Origin of the sequence: Pseudanabaena mucicola FACHB-723 (assembly GCF_014696385.1) — a bacterium.
GTDB lineage: Bacteria > Cyanobacteriota > Cyanobacteriia > Pseudanabaenales > Pseudanabaenaceae > Pseudanabaena.
Map to the genome: position 1 here is coordinate 13,438 of NZ_JACJQB010000011.1, position 19,269 is coordinate 32,706.

22 protein-coding genes are annotated in these 19,269 nt (G+C 42.5%); 14 read left to right on the forward strand and 8 right to left on the reverse strand.

Annotation, left to right across the window (positions count from 1 at the left end):
- Positions 1 to 100: 100 nt before the first annotated feature.
- Entirely contained in the window at positions 101 to 877 is a 777-nt protein-coding gene (locus H6F41_RS07810; protein WP_408962534.1) for a class I SAM-dependent methyltransferase, read from the forward strand.
- 62 nt (positions 878 to 939) lie between these two features.
- On the opposite strand, the gene thiD is transcribed toward H6F41_RS07810, so the two are convergent.
- Positions 940 to 1,758, reverse strand: coding sequence for a bifunctional hydroxymethylpyrimidine kinase/phosphomethylpyrimidine kinase (thiD, locus tag H6F41_RS07815; protein WP_242022964.1), 819 nt, complete (start codon positions 1,756 to 1,758; stop codon positions 940 to 942).
- Between the two features lie 189 nt (positions 1,759 to 1,947).
- Here thiD and H6F41_RS07820 point away from each other — a divergent pair, with 189 nt between their 5' ends.
- From H6F41_RS07820 to brnA, 11 genes are all read left to right on the forward strand, one after another.
- Positions 1,948 to 2,595 (forward strand): Mo-dependent nitrogenase C-terminal domain-containing protein, encoded by a 648-nt coding sequence (locus H6F41_RS07820; protein ID WP_190402914.1) that lies wholly within the window; start codon positions 1,948 to 1,950, stop codon positions 2,593 to 2,595.
- Positions 2,596 to 2,775: 180 nt separating this feature from the next.
- Positions 2,776 to 3,393, forward strand: a complete 618-nt coding sequence (locus tag H6F41_RS07825) for a DUF3611 family protein (RefSeq protein WP_190402915.1) — start codon at positions 2,776 to 2,778, stop codon at positions 3,391 to 3,393.
- Positions 3,394 to 3,519: 126 nt separating this feature from the next.
- Entirely contained in the window at positions 3,520 to 4,281 is a 762-nt protein-coding gene (locus H6F41_RS07830) for a DUF1350 family protein (protein ID WP_190402916.1), read from the forward strand.
- A 739-nt stretch (positions 4,282 to 5,020) separates the two neighbouring features.
- Complete coding sequence (locus tag H6F41_RS07835) at positions 5,021 to 6,451, forward strand: form I ribulose bisphosphate carboxylase large subunit (RefSeq protein ID WP_190402917.1); 1,431 nt, start codon at positions 5,021 to 5,023, stop codon at positions 6,449 to 6,451.
- Positions 6,452 to 6,523: 72 nt separating this feature from the next.
- Entirely contained in the window at positions 6,524 to 6,952 is a 429-nt protein-coding gene (locus H6F41_RS07840; RefSeq protein WP_190402918.1) for a chaperonin family protein RbcX, read from the forward strand.
- An 89-nt stretch (positions 6,953 to 7,041) separates the two neighbouring features.
- Positions 7,042 to 7,377, forward strand: coding sequence for a ribulose bisphosphate carboxylase small subunit (locus tag H6F41_RS07845; RefSeq protein WP_190402919.1), 336 nt, complete (start codon positions 7,042 to 7,044; stop codon positions 7,375 to 7,377).
- Positions 7,378 to 7,468: 91 nt separating this feature from the next.
- Positions 7,469 to 7,729, forward strand: a complete 261-nt coding sequence (locus H6F41_RS07850) for a hypothetical protein (protein ID WP_190402920.1) — start codon at positions 7,469 to 7,471, stop codon at positions 7,727 to 7,729.
- Positions 7,730 to 7,738: 9 nt separating this feature from the next.
- Positions 7,739 to 8,119, forward strand: coding sequence for a PIN domain-containing protein (locus H6F41_RS07855; RefSeq protein ID WP_190402921.1), 381 nt, complete (start codon positions 7,739 to 7,741; stop codon positions 8,117 to 8,119).
- A 28-nt stretch (positions 8,120 to 8,147) separates the two neighbouring features.
- Positions 8,148 to 8,693 (forward strand): hypothetical protein, encoded by a 546-nt coding sequence (locus H6F41_RS07860; RefSeq protein ID WP_190402922.1) that lies wholly within the window; start codon positions 8,148 to 8,150, stop codon positions 8,691 to 8,693.
- A gap of 415 nt (positions 8,694 to 9,108) precedes the next feature.
- A complete protein-coding gene (locus H6F41_RS07865) occupies positions 9,109 to 9,372 on the forward strand; it encodes a BrnT family toxin (protein ID WP_190402923.1) in 264 nt (87 codons plus the stop codon).
- Positions 9,362 to 9,595 carry a type II toxin-antitoxin system BrnA family antitoxin gene (gene brnA, locus H6F41_RS07870; RefSeq protein WP_190402924.1) on the forward strand — a complete coding sequence of 78 codons (234 nt, stop codon included), beginning with the start codon at positions 9,362 to 9,364 and terminating at the stop codon, positions 9,593 to 9,595. The genes H6F41_RS07865 and brnA overlap by 11 nt, the downstream gene beginning before the upstream one ends.
- Here brnA and H6F41_RS19160 read toward each other — a convergent pair.
- The 5 genes from H6F41_RS19160 to H6F41_RS07890 all read right to left on the reverse strand — a co-directional run bounded on the left by H6F41_RS19160 (position 9,588) and on the right by H6F41_RS07890 (position 13,964).
- The gene (locus H6F41_RS19160; RefSeq protein ID WP_277873987.1) at positions 9,588 to 9,713 is read right to left on the reverse strand and encodes a hypothetical protein; all 126 of its coding nucleotides are present in this window, start codon (positions 9,711 to 9,713) and stop codon (positions 9,588 to 9,590) included. The genes brnA and H6F41_RS19160 overlap by 8 nt on opposite strands.
- 40 nt (positions 9,714 to 9,753) lie before the next feature.
- On the reverse strand, positions 9,754 to 10,197 hold the full coding sequence (locus H6F41_RS07875; protein ID WP_190402925.1) for a hypothetical protein: 444 nt from the start codon (positions 10,195 to 10,197) through the stop codon (positions 9,754 to 9,756).
- Positions 10,198 to 10,365: 168 nt separating this feature from the next.
- A complete protein-coding gene (gene secF, locus H6F41_RS07880; protein WP_190402926.1) occupies positions 10,366 to 11,334 on the reverse strand; it encodes a protein translocase subunit SecF in 969 nt (322 codons plus the stop codon).
- On the reverse strand, positions 11,331 to 12,812 hold the full coding sequence (gene secD, locus H6F41_RS07885) for a protein translocase subunit SecD (RefSeq protein ID WP_190402927.1): 1,482 nt from the start codon (positions 12,810 to 12,812) through the stop codon (positions 11,331 to 11,333). The genes secF and secD overlap by 4 nt, the downstream gene beginning before the upstream one ends.
- 336 nt (positions 12,813 to 13,148) lie before the next feature.
- Positions 13,149 to 13,964 carry a mechanosensitive ion channel family protein gene (locus H6F41_RS07890; protein ID WP_190402928.1) on the reverse strand — a complete coding sequence of 272 codons (816 nt, stop codon included), beginning with the start codon at positions 13,962 to 13,964 and terminating at the stop codon, positions 13,149 to 13,151.
- A gap of 494 nt (positions 13,965 to 14,458) precedes the next feature.
- Here H6F41_RS07890 and H6F41_RS07895 point away from each other — a divergent pair, with 494 nt between their 5' ends.
- Positions 14,459 to 15,961: a protein kinase domain-containing protein gene (locus tag H6F41_RS07895; protein ID WP_190402929.1), complete on the forward strand. Its 1,503-nt coding sequence runs from the start codon at positions 14,459 to 14,461 to the stop codon at positions 15,959 to 15,961.
- 44 nt (positions 15,962 to 16,005) lie between these two features.
- On the opposite strand, the gene H6F41_RS07900 is transcribed toward H6F41_RS07895, so the two are convergent.
- Both H6F41_RS07900 and H6F41_RS07905 read right to left on the reverse strand, forming a co-directional pair.
- Complete coding sequence (locus H6F41_RS07900; protein WP_190402930.1) at positions 16,006 to 16,305, reverse strand: hypothetical protein; 300 nt, start codon at positions 16,303 to 16,305, stop codon at positions 16,006 to 16,008.
- A gap of 23 nt (positions 16,306 to 16,328) precedes the next feature.
- On the reverse strand, positions 16,329 to 17,672 hold the full coding sequence (locus tag H6F41_RS07905) for a hypothetical protein (protein ID WP_190402931.1): 1,344 nt from the start codon (positions 17,670 to 17,672) through the stop codon (positions 16,329 to 16,331).
- 245 nt (positions 17,673 to 17,917) lie between these two features.
- Between H6F41_RS07905 and H6F41_RS07910 the strand changes: the two genes are divergently transcribed.
- Complete coding sequence (locus tag H6F41_RS07910; RefSeq protein WP_190402932.1) at positions 17,918 to 19,207, forward strand: glucose-1-phosphate adenylyltransferase; 1,290 nt, start codon at positions 17,918 to 17,920, stop codon at positions 19,205 to 19,207.
- Positions 19,208 to 19,269: the final 62 nt, after the last annotated feature.

Below are 19,269 nucleotides of genomic sequence, written 5' to 3' on the forward strand. Positions count from 1 at the left end.
AACCCAAGAAGCGAGTTGCGGCGCGAAGCGCCGCAACTCGTCTTCTGGTTTTGTGTCTTAACAAGACTGGCGACAGCTATAACAGTGCTATCTATATAAAATGATGAACATGCAGAAAATAAATAGATTGCATCAATTTGGTAAAGTCTTTGGTTCTTGGTTGCTGATTCTCCTGATTAGTATTCTAGGCATCACTTCCGTTAATAACGAAACTGCGATCGCAAGTATTGGTCAAGATGTCATCTATCAATACAAAACTCCCCACAGTCCCGATGGTATCGGCAAATTTTATATGGGACGTGAAATCGCGCAAGTTATGGGACATCTTGGTGCAGGATGGCTAGAACGCTCTAGTCGTGAGCGAGAAGAGAAACCAAGTCAACTAATTGCCGATCTAGACCTCAAACCCACCGATATCGTGGCGGACATTGGTGCAGGCACAGGTTATCTCAGCTTTAAAATTGCATCATTCTTAACCTCTGGCAAGGTTTTGGCAGTAGATATTCAACCTGAAATGATTGATATTTTAGGTCTCTTCAAACAAGAAACCAAACTCAGCAATGTTGAGCCAGTTTTGGGTACTGTGAGCAATCCTAACTTGCCAGCATCGAGCATTGATCTAGCGCTCATGGTTGATGCCTACCACGAATTTGACTATCCCCAAGAGATGATGCAAAACATCGTCAAGGCTTTGAAGCCTAATGGAAGAGTTGTCTTGGCAGAATATAAAGCTGAAAATCCTTTTGTGGCGATCAAGAAATTACATAAGATGACTGAAAAACAGGTCAAAAAAGAAATGGCAGCCGTGGGACTCACTTGGCAAGAAACCAAACAAAGTCTGCCCCAACAACATCTGATGATCTTTCAGAAGAATTAGAAGAAGATTGTGCCGCCTGCGTAGCAGGAAGCGCAATCTTCAAGTAAAGACAAAGCACTGGACTACTTTGATAACAAAGGGAAAAAATGCCCCACTGGCCCCTGACCTTTACCGATCGCAAGGGCATATTTCAAAGCTTCCGTGACATAGTTTTTTGCATCGACAACTGCTTGAAATCTTGGTTTCCCTAATGCCAAATTTGCCGCGATTGCCGCCGATAGGGTGCAGCCAGTCCCATGGGTATGGTTTGTATCAATCACCTCAGTTTTTAGCACCTCAAAGCCTTCGCCATCGAACCAAACATCTACGGCTCTGAGATCTTGCAGCATCCCACCACCCTTTACCAAGACCGATCGCGCTCCCAATTTATAAATTTTCTGCGCCGCCGTTTGCATATCCGCCAGTGTTTTGATTTCCATATCCGCGAGAATCTGTGCCTCATAGCGGTTTGGCGTGGCGATCGCCGCGAGAGGAATTAACAGCTCACGGATCGTTTTTACGGCTTCATCATCAATTAGTTGTGCTCCTGCCCGTGAAACCATCACAGGATCAACCACCACATTTCCAAATCCAAAAGCGACTAATTTCTTGGCAACGGTTTTAATGATGTCCTGATTGAGCAACATCCCCGTTTTGATTGCTCCCACTTGCATATCAGTCATCACTGCTTCAAATTGAGCCGTTACTGATTCTGCCGACATCGCATCTACTCGCGTTACGCCCTGTGTGTTTTGGGCGGTGATGCAAGTCAGCACACTAGTTCCATGGACACAATGAAAGGCAAAAGTACGGAGATCAGCCTGTATGCCTGCGCCGCCACCACTATCTGAGCCTGCAATCGTCATTGCGATCGGTATTGACGAATTATGCGAGTTAACCATGATTTATTGAAAATTTATACAAAGCCAGTAATTAAGTTTAAAACTTAGATTGTCATCCTGCCCGCTACGCGGGCGGGATGACAATCTAGGTGCAGTTACTACCAAACATTAAACTTTCTTTAACGCATAACCGATCCTAATTACAGACAAAGCAATCTATGATTTAGTCAACCTGTAGACTGACTGGTTATGCAAACAGATCATCCAATTTATACACAAGCACAGATTTCAGCTTGGTTGCGGGGACTCATGAGTGTTGCCCTCGCGGACAATGATTACAGCGACCAAGAGCGCACCTTATTTGACCAAATTAGTCATAGCGATGAGTGGGGTGAGGACTTAAGCAATAGTACCTTTGACCCAATTAGCGCCCAAGAATTAGCAGAAGCATTAGGTTGCGATCGCGATATTGGACAGAATTTTTTACGCATGGCAGTGATGATGGCACTTGCCGACGGCAAATATACCGATGCCGAAGACGATATTATTCAAGGCTTTTGCAAAGCCCTTGGTCAAGAAGTTAAACCAATCAATGATTTACGTCAAAACTTAGAAGCTGCATCCCACCATGGCGAACATCATCCCGATCTTCTCAATCCTGTCAAAGAATGGCTAGACCATATGGAAATCCATGATTCACGACTGGCGAATCTCATTTGTAAAGTGATTCCTGCCCAATGTCCTTTTGAGCGTGACGTTGTTTTGTTTGGGCGCAAAATCATGCATATTCCCGCAATGTGTGAAATTAACCCGCTCTACGATCAGCTAGTCGGTTTACGTTTTCGCTCCCTTAGCTATCTCGCCGACAAAGGCGAAGATGTCTCGAAATATTGCTAAGTAATTCAGTATATTTAAAAATTAAAATCAGAGCTTGTGCTGCTCGCTATGCGGACGGCACAAGCTTTTAGGCTTGCTGAAATACCTGAAATCAGGGCGCTCTGCGCTCTCTTACTTTTTGGGATAAAAGCGCAAAGCGCTATAGTATTTACAGTTTTTACTAGCCAAACCTCGACAGCTATGCCCAGAGAACTCAAAAATGCCCAAAAAGAAGACGATAACAGTGATGTCTCGCCTAACGTGTTGCGAGTTGTCTTAGCATTTCGGCGCTGGGGCTGGACTGCTTTTTGGACGCAGGTTGTCCTGTGCATAGTTTCATCGGTTGTGTTACTCCAGCTTTTCCTATTTCCCAGAACTGGTCAAATCCCTAATAACACAGGCTTAGATACTAGTCCAGCCACATTGCCAGGGCTAAGTTTTGCATGGGCGGGTGTAGCCGTGTTAGGCGCAAGTATTTTTTGGCATTATCGCTATACCCAAATGGCAAAGAAATTGCGATCGCCCGATCGACCCACCAAAAGTCAAACCATCTTGCAAATCAAAATCGGACTCATCATTAACCTAATTGGGATGTTTGTCACTCTAGTGGGAGCCTTCGCCATTATTGGCGCATTAACTCTCAGAGCAGGACAAGGACAAGCGATGTTACCGGGGGCAGGTACATTTAACTCCGTCATTCAGCCCCTCGATTTTCAAATTATTCAAGCTAGTTTCAATATTATTTTTGCCCACTTTGTCGGGCTAGTCGCCTCACTCTGTCTGCTCAACCGTGCCGCCGACAAACCCAATCGGGAGTAACAAGTAATCATAGGCAAGTGGCTTAAGCCCCTTGTTCTAATTAAAAAGGAGAGGGGATGCTTTGCATCCCCTCTCCTTTTTAGACAGTAGAATGATTATAAAGAAATGTAAATAGTGGCAAAAACAATGGAGTGGAAGCAAATCGAAGAAAACTGGGTGTTGACCCCGCCCAAGCCTAAGGGCGTAATTCACTTTTTGGGTGGGGCATTTTTTGCCGCAGCACCTCACCTTACCTATAGTCGAGTGTTAGAGCAACTAGCCAACAATAACTATGCAATTGTCGCCACACCATTTCTGAATAACACCTTTGACCATCGTCAAATTGCTCGCGATGTTCACACTTCATTTCGCAAAGCTCGCAGCAAACTATTCCTTGATTACTTTCCCGTCTTTGGGATGGGGCATAGTATGGGTTGTAAAATCCATCTCTTAATCAATAGTCTGTATAGACCCACCCGTGCTGGCAATATCTACATCGCCTACAACAACTACAGTGCCGATCGCTCAATTCCTTTCTTTAAAAATCTCGCTAGCACCATCCCTGAAATGTCTGCTATGGAGTTCACTCCCAATCCTAGAGAAACTGAGCAATTGGTCATTGACAATTACCAAGCCACTCACAACTTACTCGTCAAATTTATTGACGATGACATTGACGAAATTTCCACCCTAGCGAAGTTGCTTCAATCTAAATTCCCGAAAACTGTTAACTTGCAGACTCTCCAAGGCACTCACCTCACCTCTATGGGGATTGATATGAAATGGCAAGCGGGTTCCAATTTCTCTGCGATTGATGCGATCGCCCAATGGGTTAAGCAAGAAATCCACAAAAATAATCAGACCTTGGAGCAAGTTTTACTAACATGGCTTGCCCAACATACCGCTTAGATGCTCTGTAGATGCTCTGTAGATGCTCTTAAGGCATTGCACTGAAATGACGAAGGAAAAGTTTCAAACTATCAACGGGTAGCATCAATGAGTAAAAATACTCTATTCAGATTAATAGCAACCCTAACAAAAAAGTCAGATCAAAACTAACTCATTTTGTATTTGAATACGAGTGATTAGGATTTCTAATATTGTTTTAATCTTATAAAGATTCCTGACCATTCATATTAGTTTTTGTATCACTGTGTAGCAAACAACTTCTAAAAAAGATCAATAGATAGAGGTTTTTCTTAATATCAACCTCAAGGTGAGCATCGTAAGCAAAGCCATCTCTACAAAGCTTTGGAAGGTTTGCTTTACTCAAATACTCCCCCAACAACTGCTAGAGGATATATCTAACTTATTAAAGCTATATAAATTTTTTATATAAATTCATTGCTTATAAATAGGCGATTTCCAAAAACTTTTTTCAAAAAAAGTAAATGTGGATACGCACTTTATGTTTAAATTAGAGACATCGCTCAAGGGATTCGCACGAAGGATTCCTGATAGGATTAACTTATATAAAGCAAAAAAATATTTAAACGAAGAAGCAGATATCAAAGGACTAATTAGATCTTTAATGGATTTTTAATCTCTTTTTAATTTTCGATTTGGCTATTGACTCTGACTCTTAGAATTTTTTGCAGCGCTCCGTGCGGTTTACCGATTCTCATTTAACTATAGTAAGGAGATATTAATGTCTTACTCGAAAACACAGTCTAAAGCCAAGGCTGGCTATGACGCAGGTGTACAGGACTACAAACTAAAGTACTATACTCCCGATTACACTCCTAGAGATACTGACCTTCTCGCCGCTTTCCGCTTTGTGCCTCAACCAGGCGTACCTCCAGAAGAAGCTGCTGCTGCGGTAGCTGCTGAATCTTCTACAGGTACTTGGACAACTGTATGGACAGACTTGTTGACCGACCTCGATCGCTACAAAGGTCGTTGCTATGATGTCGAACCAGTACCCAACGAAGACAATCAATATATTGCATACATTGCATATCCTCTCGACTTGTTCGAGGAAGGTTCTGTAACCAACTTGCTCACCTCATTGGTTGGTAACGTATTCGGTTTCAAAGCTCTTCGCGCACTTCGTCTAGAAGACATCCGCGTACCCATCGCATACTTGAAGACTTTCCAAGGTCCTCCTCACGGTATTCAAGTTGAACGCGACAAGTTGAACAAGTACGGTCGTCCTCTCTTGGGTTGTACCATTAAGCCCAAACTAGGTCTATCTGCTAAGAACTACGGTCGTGCAGTATACGAATGTCTACGCGGTGGTTTGGACTTCACCAAAGACGACGAAAACATCAACTCTCAGCCTTTCATGCGTTGGCGCGATCGCTTCCTGTTTGTACAAGAAGCAATTGAAAAAGCTCAAGCTGAAACTGGCGAAATCAAGGGTCACTACTTGAACGTAACTGCTCCTACCTGTGAGCAAATGATGGAACGTGCAGCTTTCGCTAAGGAAATCGGCACGCCAATCATCATGCATGACTTCTTGACTGGTGGTTTCACAGCAAACACCTCTCTTGCTAAGTATTGCCGTGACAATGGCTTGCTATTGCACATTCACCGCGCTATGCACGCAGTTATCGACCGTCAAAAAACCCACGGGATTCACTTCCGCGTTTTGGCTAAGTGTCTGCGTATGTCTGGTGGTGATCACCTCCACTCTGGAACCGTTGTTGGTAAGCTCGAAGGCGAAAAGGGCATCACCATGGGCTTTGTTGACCTAATGCGTGAAGACCACATTGAACTTGATCGCTCTCGTGGCATTTACTTCACTCAAGATTGGGCTTCTATGCCTGGGGTACTTCCAGTTGCTTCTGGTGGTATCCACGTATGGCACATGCCTGCTCTTGTTGAAATCTTCGGTGATGATTCTTGCTTACAGTTCGGTGGTGGTACTTTGGGTCACCCATGGGGCGCAGCTCCTGGTGCAGCAGCTAACCGTGTTGCTCTCGAAGCTTGTATCCAAGCACGTAACGAAGGTCGCGACATGATGCGTGAAGGTGGCGATATCCTTCGTGAAGCTGGTCGTTGGTCTCCTGAATTGAATGCAGCTCTTGAACTCTGGAAAGAAATCAAGTTTGAGTTTGAAGCAATGGATACCGTCTAATCGATTAGCTCTATTACCATAAGATTTGGCATTGCCAAACCTTATGGTAGTCATTCTTGGTTAACTCAGCCTATGGATATCAAGCGCAGCACTAAGTCCACTGCTAGGATGCTCATGAATTTTGTGACATACGAAGCAATTAAGACGGTCTCCGAGCAACTGCAAGAAACAGATTTGTTAAAAGCTCACTGGTTTAATCAGTTCTCGACGCGCGAGAAGGTACAAAATGGCGAGCTTTATATTCAAGAACTTTTAGAGGTTCACCAAGATTTAGCTTTTCGGGTGATGACTGTGAGAGAGCATCTGGCTAATGAAATTTTAGATTTCTTACCAGAGATGACTCGTACAGGAATTCAGCAATCAAATATGCAACTTCGTTGTCAGCACCTCGAACGCATGATGAATGTTCAGGCTTCGCAGGGATATGCGGAATGCGAAAATCTAGATCCTAATTTGGAAGCAGGTTTAGATCTAGATGCTGATTGCGATCGCAAACTCTAAATAATCAAATCGGTATGGGTGGATGTCGCGGAGCGCTGCACATCATGACCCTAAATCAATAGAAATATAACTGTAATCGCGAGGAAATCATGCAAACTTTACCAAAAGAGCGTCGTTACGAAACTCTTTCTTACCTTCCCCCTTTGAGCGATGCTCAAATCACTCGTCAAATCGAGTACACCTTGAGACAAGGTTTCTATCCTGCGATCGAATTTAACGAAGATTCCGATCCTGCTGTTCACTACTGGACTCTTTGGAAGTTGCCTTTGTTCAACGCCAGAACTCCTCAAGAAGTTTTGAGCGAAGTTCAAGCCTGCCGTTCTAGCTACCCTGGTTCTTTTATCCGTGTTGTTGCTTTCGACAACATCAAGCAATGCCAAGTCCAAAGCTTCATCGTACACAAGCCTAACAGCGCTCGTTACTAAGCTTTAACAACCAAAAAAGCCCCGCAATGCGGGGCTTTTTTGTTATTTGCTATATTGATAGACAGCAATGCCAAATCCCCAAATTAAAACTATGACAATTTCTTTGGATTTGCCTCAAGAATTGGAACAAGAGCTATCTGTGGAAGCAAGAAAAATTAGTTTATCCTTACCAGAATATATCCTTCAACTTCTAGCTGTTAGAAAATTTTCAGAGGGTCAGCTTAGAACTGGTGCAGAATTAGTGAGTTATTGGCAAAGTGAAGGACTAATTAACTCGCATCCTGAGATTAAGGATAGTCAGGAATATGCTCGTCAAATTCGCCATGCAGCAGAACATCGTCAACATTTATAAAGTGATTTTATGTATGTTTTAGATACTGATATTCTGATCGATGTTTTGCGAGGGCATCAACCTGCGATCGCATGGTTTACCACTTTATCAGAATTGCCCAGTGTTTCAGGTTTTGTGGTGATGGAGTTAATCCAAAACTGTCAAAATAAACAAGAAGTTAATCAAGTTTTTAGGCTGACTGCACCTTTATCATTAATTTGGTTGACTGAGGCTGATTGCGATAATGCTTTATCAGATTTTAGTAAATATCGCCTTTCTGATGGAGTAGGTCTATTAGACGCATTAATTGCTCATTGTGCCATTAGCAAAAATAAAACTCTTTGTACTTTTAATGTCAAACATTATCGGATTATCCCTAATCTAAAAATTATTCAACCCTATGAGCGCTGATTACAAAGATAATTAGAGGACTTTCATTATGGAGCCGTCAGTAATATTTGGATCGCTTAAATTAGCAAGATCTATAGCTGAGTTTGCTGGTTTAATTGAAACTATCGGAACAAAAATTGATCGTCTTGCAAATGCAGAGTTTGAAGCGGGTTTCCGTGCGCTAGAGCAAGCTGCTATCAGTAGTTCTGAAAAAGATAGTTTACTTAGAGAATCCAGATATCGATTTAATAAAGCCATTTCTTTTGAGAAAGAAGAACGCTTATTTTTATGCCATGTTGGACTCGCTATATGTCATAAAGAGCTAGGTGATCATCCTAACTTTAAGATATCTTTATTACAAGCTTCTGAGGTTCAAATTCATTCAGCTATCGAAGAAGTAGCTAATAGCCTAAGTAGCAAGGTAAAGAGTAATAAGGTTGCTTCAATAGTAGCTATAGGATTATTCCTTTATCCCCCTATTACGGCAGGTGTGCTTTACACTACATCTGAATTAGAAAAAATTAAATCGAGGCGATCAGGTTTAGAAAGTCAGAAGAAAAAGATAAAAGGATATCTTTCAAATATTGGTATTTAGGAATTGACTGTAACTAATCTACTCTTTGATGTCTGGTTGGGTGTGATCGCTTTGTGGTAGGGAGATGATGTTGATTTTGATTGGGGACGATCGCAGTATTGTTGATTTTAAATTGGTGGCGATCGCTTTGTTGTGAGGGGATGAAGGGGCGATCGCGGGTTGTTGATACTTGGTTAGATGCGATCGCTTTGTGGTGATGAGATGGAAGGGCGATCGCTGTTTATTGATTTTGATTAGGGTGATCGCTTTGTGGAGAGAAGATGAAAGGGGCGATCGCTGTTTATTGATATTGGGTTAGGGGTGATCGCTGTTTGTTGAGGGAGATGAATGGGCGATCGCTGTTTGTTGGTATTGATTAGTGGCAAGTCGTGATATGGTTCAAAACCTAATTTTTGTAATTATTTGAAGATGAACCATGAGGAACTTTGAATATGATGAAAATAAGAGTCAATCTAATTTTGCTAAACATGGAATTGACTTTGTTGAAGCTCAAAAACTATGGAACGATCCAAATTTGCTAGAAATCCCTAGTAGAATTCAAGATGAACCGCGATTTGTAGTTATTGGTAAAATAAATAATAAACATTGGTCTGGAGTTATCACCTACCGCGATCAAAATATTCGGATTATATCTGTCCGCCGATCACGCACACAAGAGGTTGCCCTGTATGAACGCTAAAGACTTTGATCAAAAATTTGATGATGGGGAAGAAGATATTATCGAAATGCTCGATCTATCTCAATCTAAACGTCCCTTAGCTGCTCAAAAAAGGCTTAGCATTGAGTTACCGATCTGGATGATCGAGCTAATTAATCAAGAAGCAAAACGTTTAGGAGTAACCCCCCAAACAGTTGTTCAAACCTCCCTTGCTGAACATTTAGCAGTTAGTAACTTCAATTAAGTGCGATCGCTGTTTTTGATATTTGATTAGGGGCGATCGCGTTGTTTTGGGAGATGAATTTGCGATCGCGGGTTGTTGATATTTGGTTAGATGCGATCGCAGATTCATAATAATTCATATTTTCATCAAATGCCTCGATTCACTTCTCAAACATGATCTTATGACACTCTTTCTTCGCAAACCCATCGCCATAGGGGATGACTCTTTCCTTTTGTCTGAATCTTTTTGATCTGCTTAATTAAAGATTGCCTTTCACTCGCACTAATTCCCCACAAAATAATTGAACTCTGCCATACCAAAGTTGCTAGAGTCATCGCCACACACAAACCGATACCCATCATCGGCAAACGGTTATATGCCAAGGTAATGCGAACTGCTGCCCATGTAAACGCAGCTATCCATAACTCAATATCCGATCGCAAAGCCCAGATACTCGCTGCGCCCACTGTTAACCACAAACATCCATCAAATAGCCACCGCAGATAAGTCTGTACTTCGATCAGACGTTGAATTTGTCTCTCTAGTAAAGGGTCTTCTGCCAACTTTTCAGGGCTAGATTCCGAGAGAGATTCCGAGAGAGAATCACTATTATCAGCATTCATCGTCAAATTCCCAATGTTAGATTTAAGCCAGAGTATGTGTTTATAGCTATTGTCACTTGGATTAGGAAAACACAAAACCCAAGAAGAGAGTTGCGGCGCGAAGCGCCGCAACTCGTCTTCTGGTTTTGCGTCTTAACAAGACTGGCGACAGACACACATGCTTTGATCTTAGCTAACTTCAATACTTGGGGTACTGTCGTTGTAATTATTGCCACGACCGCGCCACCATGCTAGGAAAATGCAGGCATTAAAGATACTGGAATAAACTCCAGACAGGAATCCGATGATCAGAGCAAGGGCAAAAAAGCGTAAGGTTGCGCCACCAAATAAGAAGATAGCAATCAAGGGCAAAGTAGAAGTCAATGTCGTATTCATCGAACGCCCCAAGGTCTGATTGACCGAAGCATTAACCAGATCATTAAACTTAGTTGCCCCTCCGTCGAGTTTGACATTCTCACGGATGCGATCGTAAATAACTACGGTGTCATTCACCGAAAAGCCACAAATCGTTAGCATAGCTACAATAAACAAGCTATCAATTTCTATGCCTAAGGTTAGCCCCAGAATCGAGAACAGACCTGCGGTTACGAAAATATCGTGAAATAGGGCGATAATGGCAAAGCTAGCATAATCTGATTGAAAGCGAAAGGCTAGGAAAATGCCAATGCCAGCAAAAGAAATTGCCAAGGCTAGCAAACCGTTATTAAGGGCTTGCTGACCAATTGCAGGGCCCACATCATCAATTTGTGATTTTTTAGGATCAATCTCACCATATTTCTTGAGAGCATCGGTGAGGGTAACTCGCAAATCTTCTCGTTGTTCTGGAGATAGTCTGGCGGTGCGAACTGATACTCCCTTGAGATCTTTACCTTCAACCGATTGAATCACACTATTCGTAAAGCCCTTGCTTTCGATTGCTTGACGCACTCCGCCAATATCGATATTTTTGCCGCAATTATTGGCACTATCGCAAGCTAATCCGAGGGTAATACTAGAACCGCCTGTAAAGTCAATTCCCAATCGCAATGGTGAACCAAACTGCTGAAATGACAGCACCATCGCCACGATTCCTGCCAAAATGACGGCAGAAGAAATGGAAACATAGAGGCGAGCATTTTTAATTACATCTAATTTCATAACACTGCACCTGTTGTATTGTCGTTTTTCTTGTCTTCTACTACTGCTTCAGAAATTGCTGTATCTATATCGGCTGTCGAGATTTTGCCAAAGGATTTCATGCCGTAATATTCGGGCTTACGGAAGTTGGGGTTGCTAATCATCGCCAGCATCAATGAGCGGCTTAAGGTCACTGCCGTAAACATGCTTGTTAATACACCCACGCCAAGGGTAACTGCAAATCCTTTCACAAAACCAGATCCGAGCCAAAACAAAGCACCACAAGCGATCAATGTGGTCACGTTGCTATCGAGGATACTCGACCATGCACGGTAAAAACCTGCCTCAACGGATTTATAAAGGGTGCGTCCTGCCTTTAATTCCTCCTTCGTCCGCTCAAAAATCAGTACGTTAGCATCCACTGCCATACCGATACTGAGGATGAAGCCAGCAATTCCTGGTAAGGTCAAGACCACTCCGACCAAACTAAATAGCGCAAAGGTAATGATTGCATAGGTAATCAGGGCAATATCGGCAACTACACCTAAAATGCGGTAGTACACCACCATAAAAATCAGGACTAAAGCTAAACCTGCTGTACCTGCATAAATGCTGCTGAGGATGCTATCTGCGCCAAGGGTTGCCCCAACGGTTCGGTTTTCGACGATTTCCACAGGTACGGGTAAAGCACCTGCGCGTAGTTGCAAGGCTAATTCATTAGCAGTATCAAGATTAAAGTTACCTGTAATTACAGCACGATTGCCTGTGATCCCCTTGCCTTGAAATTCTGGACCAACGGAGGGATAGCTGATCAATTTGTCATCGAGAAAAATACCGAGAACACGTCCAGTACCACCAATTTCACCTGTGGTTTGGGCGAATAGGTTGCCGCCTTCGTCATTAAAGGTGAGGGCAACTTGCCAAGAGTCGGGGCCATTCCCTGTTGGTGAAGCAACGGCATCTCTGAGCATATTACCTGTTAAGCCTGTGCGCTCAAAGATCCCTTTTAAGTCTTCAATACTCTTTTTGTAAGCTACTTCATTCTCTGCGATCGCATTTTTATCGCCAGAAGTTTTGAGGATTTCACGCTGAATCGCCGCCGCATCGCGTATTTGCAATCTTGCCCTTAGTTCACTTTCCGTACCTTTTTTTTGCTTACGAAAATCAAGCTGAGCGGTAGTACCAATTACCCGTTCTGCTTGGGCAGGATCATTGACCCCCGGTAGCTGAACGATCAGTTGGTCATTACCTGATATTAAGATTGTTGCTTCGGAGACTCCCAAGCCATTAATACGCTGTTCCACCACGAATTTGGCAGTTTCCATGATGCGCGGCGTAATTTCATTAATCCCTTGCTCAGGGTTAGTTTTTGCTTGGAGTGTAAGCTGTGCGCCACCTCGCAAATCCAGTCCCAACTTGGGTGGATTGCTAATGCTGAGATACACAGCCCCGATTAAAATTGCCAATACAAAGGCAAGCAGGCGGCTTTGTTTACCCATATTTTTATAGATTTTGCGATCGCTATTTTTGCAAAGCTGAAAGTATAGCTATAGTCAAGTAAGACAAAACCCAAAAGAGAGTTGCGGCGCTTCGCGCCGCAACTCTCTTTTGGGTTTTGGTTTTGTCTTAACATAGATGGCTACAGTTATAGCTTTAATATAAATTCATAAAATCCACAATGAACTTAGAGGATTTTGAGACATCTGCCATCATAGCTCACTAACTGTATTTGTGATGATATGGAAGCTGTTGCCACTTGGCTTATATCGCATCCAAGTACCCAGACAATAAAAAAAGAGGGCATCTGCCCTCTTTTTTTATCCTTAGTTTTGGGATTAAGACTGACGGACTTGAAAATGCTGTTGAGGAACGGCAAAACCAGAATCACTAAAGCTTTCGCGAATTATGCGATTGGTATCGAAATAAACTTGCCAATAGTGAGCATTGTTGCAGAAAGGTCTGACTGCTAAAACTGGCCCCATGGGTGTGAAGGAAATAATTTCAATGGAAGGTGCGGGATTACTCATGACGTTGGGAATATTCGCAATTCTATCTTGCAGAATTCTGATAGCCTCATTGGGATTAACCGAGTGATCTAATTGCGCCTGTAACTCAACACGACGATAGGGGTTAGCCGAGTAATTTTGAATATTGTCAGAGAATAGCTTGTTATTACCAACAAAGGTACGCACGTTATCAGGGGTATCAATGGTCGTTACAAATAACCCAATTTCCACGACCGTACCTGTGATTCCTCCCGCACAGATAAAGTCGCCCACTTGGAAAGGGCGCAAAATAATCAAAAATGCCCCTGCGGCAAAATTTGCCAACAATCCGCTCCATGCTGCACCGATCGCAATACCAGCCGCCGCCAAGAGAGCCGCAAAGGAAGTAGTTTCAACTCCAAAGTATCCGAGAATTGCAACAACTAAGACGATATTTAAGAGCACGGATAGACTGGCAAGCATATAGCCAATCAGGGTGGGATCAATCCTTTGCTTGGTGAGGGCGCGAGATGTCAGGCTACCTGCAATTTCAATCAATTTACGCCCGACAAACCAGAGAATAATTGCTGCAAGAACCTTAAATACTGCACCAGATATCAGATTTAAGTTGGTTGACAACACATTTTGTAAAGTTTGAGTATCCATTTTGTAAGATTTCACTCCAATCGTAATGAAGACAGTTATCAATATAAATCAAGAAATGATCTAGTCACAACATAGATTCTGATGCATATTAAGAACGATTTAATCGTGTTTATTAATATAAATTTAATTAATAAATAATACAGGGATAATTATAGAATTAAGCGACATATAAACAAGCTAATTAGTGCGACATCGTTAAAGGTGAAATCCAGAGCTTAGATTAACTACTATGCTGACAGTGTAAGTCTTTAAACTTTAAGTTTGCTTGTGCTGAGATACTTTCAAGTTACAAATCCAGCATTATTTAAAATTAATTTTAAATAATGCTGGATTTGTAGCAATCCTCAATAGTTTATAGCAAGATAAAAATATTCAGTACCATTGTTTGGCAAGATTTACATTCCATCAATGATGTAAAGATACTGTATTTATGGAAACTTAAAATAAGATAATATTAATGCAAACTTATTTATCTATTCTTTTATAATGTCTTTATGTTAGGTAAGTTACTAGATCACCGCTATCGCATTATTAAAGAGTTAGCTGAGGGAGGTTTTTCACAAACTTACCTTGCCGAAGATACGCGCCTGCCCAAAAATCCACCCTGTGTGGTTAAGCATCTTAATCCCACTATTGATGATCCTGTATTCACCAAAAAGGCTCTAGAGCTATTTAAATCAGAGGCGGAAACTCTGCAAGAGTTAGGTAAGCATGATTTAATTCCGCAGCTTTATGCTTATTTTGAGGAAAATCAAGAATTTTATCTTGTGCAAGAGTTTATTGCTGGTCATCCTCTGAGTACCGAGATGCCTGCGGGTAGCCAAATGGCAGAGTCAAGAGTTGCTCAGATTATTAAAGAAGTTCTCGAAATTCTGCAATTTGTCCATACATATCATGTGATTCACCGTGACATTAAGCCTAGTAACTTAATTCGTCGGCATCGGGATGGCAAACTCGTATTAATTGATTTTGGGACAGTCAAGCAAGTGCAGATGGAAGTTGCCAACGCCCATCACAAATCTAGGGTGACGTTGCCCATTGGCACGCTCGGATATATGTCCTATGAGCAGGAGCGTGGACAGTCGGTTCCCTCCAGTGATATTTATGCGCTAGGGATGTTGGCTTTACAAGCTTTAACAGGCAAACATCCTAGTCAGTTTCCGAGAGATCGCGATAATGAGGTGAACTGGCGGAGCTATGTAAAGGTCAGTCGTGAATTTGCGATCATTTTAGATCTAATGACGCGCTGTAATCCTCGCGATCGCTATCAGAGTGTGGATGAAGTGCTAAAGGATATTTCTAAACTTCCCAAACTCAGTCAGGAATCACCAAGAATCAGTGATGATCGGGTGGCTGAACAATTTAAACCGAGTTGGTTAGTTATGCCATCGGTGGTTGCATTGTTCATATTTGGTGGTGTTTATCTCGTAAATCGTCAGGTTAATGGCAATCTATTAAATGCTAATCGCCCAAGTAATCAACCAACTGCGATCGCAAGTCCATCTCCTACAGATCCCACTCAAACTACTAGCAAATCTAGCTATAGCCAATTAAGTAGCTATCTCAAAGCCAAAGACTGGCAAGCGGCGGATCAGGAAACCTATTTACTGCTGCTCAAGGCGGCGGGTAAGCGCTCCTATGCTGATGGCACGTTCCATCCTGATGAGTTAAGTCGCATTCCCTGTGCAGATTTGGTGCTAATTGATCAGCTATGGACAAGGGCAAGTAATAGCAAGCAAGGACTGACCGCCCAAAGAAAAATCTATGAAAATTTAGCTCAGGATATTCGCAATACCTATACTAATGTCGGCTGGCTGAATGAGTCGGGTGTATTTGCGATCGCAACCATCTACAATCGCCAAACTGCACGTTGGGAATATCTTGAGGGTAGTCAACCAAATTTTAAGAATCCCCCTGTTGGACATTTGCCGTTCTTACTTCGCGCTCCTAGCAAGAATCTAGAGCAGATGACTACTTTATATCGCTGTAGCTCTTAAGGATCTTATGTCTCTCGCATCGCGAGAGACATAAGATCTAGCTTCTAATCTTCAACGGTAGATACTAATCTCAATTCACGGGGGATTGCCTCTGTTTCCGCAGCGAATTCTAATTGAGTCTCGCGTGTTGGTAAATAACCTGACTCCGCAAAGGAAATCAACATTCTTTGCAAAGCAATCCATACTTCCGATTCAAATTCCCAATCATGACGTGAATTGGCGCGACCAGCAATTGATCGCAAAGCCCAAAAGTAACTATTACGGACAATTGAGCCTTGTTTATTATATTTCGGTACATCCTCACGATGAATAAATAGAACTTCATTCTCAATCTTGACGCGCATTTTAATTCTTTCGATCTGCTGAACTACTTACTGATTCCCGTATAGATATTCTCATTTACTAAGCCCAACCAAGGATCACTTGCTGGAGTAAGAAAAAGTTGATCATATACACGTCGATTCAGTAAAACAAGGGGGCTTTCATCACGCCTCGGCTCGCCATTTAGATAATTATCTATAAACTCGCCATTAGCAAACCAACTGTGAATCTGGGCATGGAATACATATTCATTACGAACTGTATCCTGTGCGATCGCAGTTTCAAAACTGCTAACTACCGTAGGCAAAGAAGCACTTGCTGGCAATTTACGCTGCATTAATTTCAAGCTACCTTGATCGAGGTAAACACGATTTTGATACAGCCTTGCCAATCTCGCCCAATTCGTATCACTGAGCTTTGAAAAGGGATCGGTGGGTGTGACTTCTGGTAATGGCTCACTGCTAGTGCGGGTCAAGGTGGGCATCTCAACCATCATCTTTCCTACGGTCAATCGGCTAGCTAGCATAGCACTTGGAGTATTCGCTGTTGTCGCTGGACGCTCTAATAATGGTTGCAGTGGTAAGCGTAACCTTGTGAGATCCGAGCGCCAACTTTGTTCGAGCTTAGCAAGTTGCTCACGATGGTATGTAACTAGGGTTTCCCGACGCAGGCTAGGGTTATTTGACTTGCTCAACAATTTGGCGACATTCTCAGCATCCTTGAGTTGTTCGATAAATGCTTGAGGACTATATAGCCCCGGAATCGCATCAATCGGCAAACCATCGGCATCTAAAACATAGTGAATGCTGTTGCCTGTAATTGTTTGCTCTAACTTACGACCATCGCCAAAATCAATTGTCACCTTAGGGACAGGACGCTCTGACTGCCAGTGCAAAATAAAGCGATCGCGTAATAGTTGTGACACCGCCGTATTAGGATAAAGCGCCGTGCGGAAAAATCGACTATTGGCACAACTTAGCTCATCACTGAGATTGCCCAACAAGCGCAAAGACAAAATCGGCTTACCTGTATTTTTAGCAGCAGTTTTGGCAGCTTCTAGATCTGTGTACCAATACAAGCGCGAGGCATCACAATCCTTTTGTTGACAAATGGCATCAAGAGTTGCTCTTAATTGCGGATTATTGGGCAGATCCTTTTGATAGGCATTGAGAAAAGCCGACACCCCCGCATCTTTAAAATCTCTTAAATTTGCGATCGCAGTTTTTGCTGTAGCGGGATCGCTGAAAGTTGCTTTTTGTAATAAACTAGCCAAATTTTGCGGCGAATTGGCAATAGCTGTCTGTGGCGAAGCGATGACCGTAATTGCGATCGCACCCAAGCCCATGAGTGCAACAGATGAATTAGCCAGCATTTGTTTCACAAGCATCATAAAACTTTCCTACTACAGTCAGTCACATTTGGCTTCACTTTACCCCGCCCGACGTGTTGATATGACATCTTGTTCCCAAAGTTAATTTTTCCAGATAGTTACGCCGTAACTATCTCTATTAATTAGCCCTACGACTTTATGCGTTTGTGTTCTTACATTACTTGCCACGATCCCCGCAAAGATAGACAATGTTTGCATTCAGAAAAAATATGCAAATAAAAAAGCCAAGATAATCCGAATAATTTATGAAAAATGTACTGGCTATCATTCTGGGCGGCGGACAGGGAAGCCGACTATATCCCCTCACTAAGACACGCGCTAAACCCGCCGTCCCCGTAGCAGGAAAATATCGCCTGATCGATATTCCTGTAAGTAACTGCATCAACTCAGGCATTGAAAAGATTTACATCCTGACCCAGTTTAACTCCGCCTCACTAAATCGCCACGTTAATCAAGCCTATCGTCCTGCGTCTTACTCTGATGGCTTTGTCGAAATTTTGGCGGCGCAGCAAACTCCCGATAGCCCAGACTGGTTCCAAGGTACTGCCGACGCTGTACGTCGATATTCATGGCTTTTAGAATCTTGGGATGTAAGCGAATACTTAATCCTATCTGGTGATCATCTGTACAACATGGACTATGAAAAGTTCGTCCAACATCACCGCGAAACTGGTGCAGATATTACCCTATCAGTCTTACCCGTCGATCAGAAAAAAGCTTCAGCCTTTGGTCTGCTCAAAACTGATGACTCTGGCAAAGTGATTAATTTCCTAGAGAAGCCCAAGGGTGAAGCCCTAGAGGCAATGCGTGTTGATACAACTAAACTGGGTTTAGATCAAGCCTCTGCGATCGCAAATCCTTTTATTGCCTCAATGGGTATCTATGTATTTAACAAGCAAGCAATGTTAAAGCTGCTTAGTGCCAATCCTGAACACACAGATTTCGGCAAAGAAATTATTCCTAATGCCATCAATAGTTTGAATGTTCAAGCTTATCTCTATAAAGGATATTGGGAAGATATCGGAACTATCGAGTCATTCTATCAAGCCAATCTAGAATTGACTCGTCATCCAGCTACAGGTTTTAATTTCTACGAAACCAAAAAACCGATTTACACCCGCGCCCGCTATTTACCCCCCAGTAAAGTTCATGATTCTAAGGTCAAGGACTCTGTAATTGGCGAAGGCTGCCTCATTAATCAAGCAACTGTCAACAATTCTGTTGTCGGTATTCGGATGCACATTGATGCTAACTGTGTGATTGAAGACACCCTACTCATGGGCTGTGACTTCTATCAACCTCAAGAAGACCGACAAGATGATCTAGAAAACAATCGAGTTCCCATGGGAATCGGAGAAAACACGATTATTCGTCATGCGATCATCGACAAGAATGCTCGCATTGGTAAGAATGTGCAGATCATTAACAAAGATCACGTTCAAGATGTAAATCGTGAAGATCAAGGCTATTGCATCTGTAACGGTATTGTCGTCGTTGTCAAAAATGCCGTTATTCCTGATAACACCATTATCTAAACCCTAAAAACCATGGCGCACGCGCAGCGTTCGTCTACAGATTTTATAGCTGTAAGCCCAAA

Excerpts from the sequence above, each read along its gene's own strand:
- H6F41_RS07810 (WP_408962534.1), top strand. The coding sequence starts at position 101 with ATGATGAACATGCAGAAAATAAATAGATTGCATCAATTTGGTAAAGTC.
- thiD (WP_242022964.1), bottom strand. The coding sequence starts at position 1,758 with ATGGTTAACTCGCATAATTCGTCAATACCGATCGCAATGACGATTGCA.
- H6F41_RS07820 (WP_190402914.1), top strand. The coding sequence starts at position 1,948 with ATGCAAACAGATCATCCAATTTATACACAAGCACAGATTTCAGCTTGG.
- H6F41_RS07825 (WP_190402915.1), top strand. The coding sequence starts at position 2,776 with ATGCCCAGAGAACTCAAAAATGCCCAAAAAGAAGACGATAACAGTGAT.
- H6F41_RS07830 (WP_190402916.1), top strand. The coding sequence starts at position 3,520 with ATGGAGTGGAAGCAAATCGAAGAAAACTGGGTGTTGACCCCGCCCAAG.
- H6F41_RS07835 (WP_190402917.1), top strand. The coding sequence starts at position 5,021 with ATGTCTTACTCGAAAACACAGTCTAAAGCCAAGGCTGGCTATGACGCA.
- H6F41_RS07840 (WP_190402918.1), top strand. The coding sequence starts at position 6,524 with ATGGATATCAAGCGCAGCACTAAGTCCACTGCTAGGATGCTCATGAAT.
- H6F41_RS07845 (WP_190402919.1), top strand. The coding sequence starts at position 7,042 with ATGCAAACTTTACCAAAAGAGCGTCGTTACGAAACTCTTTCTTACCTT.
- H6F41_RS07850 (WP_190402920.1), top strand. The coding sequence starts at position 7,469 with ATGACAATTTCTTTGGATTTGCCTCAAGAATTGGAACAAGAGCTATCT.
- H6F41_RS07855 (WP_190402921.1), top strand. The coding sequence starts at position 7,739 with ATGTATGTTTTAGATACTGATATTCTGATCGATGTTTTGCGAGGGCAT.
- H6F41_RS07860 (WP_190402922.1), top strand. The coding sequence starts at position 8,148 with ATGGAGCCGTCAGTAATATTTGGATCGCTTAAATTAGCAAGATCTATA.
- H6F41_RS07865 (WP_190402923.1), top strand. The coding sequence starts at position 9,109 with ATGAGGAACTTTGAATATGATGAAAATAAGAGTCAATCTAATTTTGCT.
- brnA (WP_190402924.1), top strand. The coding sequence starts at position 9,362 with ATGAACGCTAAAGACTTTGATCAAAAATTTGATGATGGGGAAGAAGAT.
- H6F41_RS19160 (WP_277873987.1), bottom strand. The coding sequence starts at position 9,713 with ATGAATTATTATGAATCTGCGATCGCATCTAACCAAATATCAACAACC.
- H6F41_RS07875 (WP_190402925.1), bottom strand. The coding sequence starts at position 10,197 with ATGAATGCTGATAATAGTGATTCTCTCTCGGAATCTCTCTCGGAATCT.
- secF (WP_190402926.1), bottom strand. The coding sequence starts at position 11,334 with ATGAAATTAGATGTAATTAAAAATGCTCGCCTCTATGTTTCCATTTCT.
- secD (WP_190402927.1), bottom strand. The coding sequence starts at position 12,812 with ATGGGTAAACAAAGCCGCCTGCTTGCCTTTGTATTGGCAATTTTAATC.
- H6F41_RS07890 (WP_190402928.1), bottom strand. The coding sequence starts at position 13,964 with ATGGATACTCAAACTTTACAAAATGTGTTGTCAACCAACTTAAATCTG.
- H6F41_RS07895 (WP_190402929.1), top strand. The coding sequence starts at position 14,459 with ATGTTAGGTAAGTTACTAGATCACCGCTATCGCATTATTAAAGAGTTA.
- H6F41_RS07900 (WP_190402930.1), bottom strand. The coding sequence starts at position 16,305 with ATGCGCGTCAAGATTGAGAATGAAGTTCTATTTATTCATCGTGAGGAT.
- H6F41_RS07905 (WP_190402931.1), bottom strand. The coding sequence starts at position 17,672 with ATGATGCTTGTGAAACAAATGCTGGCTAATTCATCTGTTGCACTCATG.
- H6F41_RS07910 (WP_190402932.1), top strand. The coding sequence starts at position 17,918 with ATGAAAAATGTACTGGCTATCATTCTGGGCGGCGGACAGGGAAGCCGA.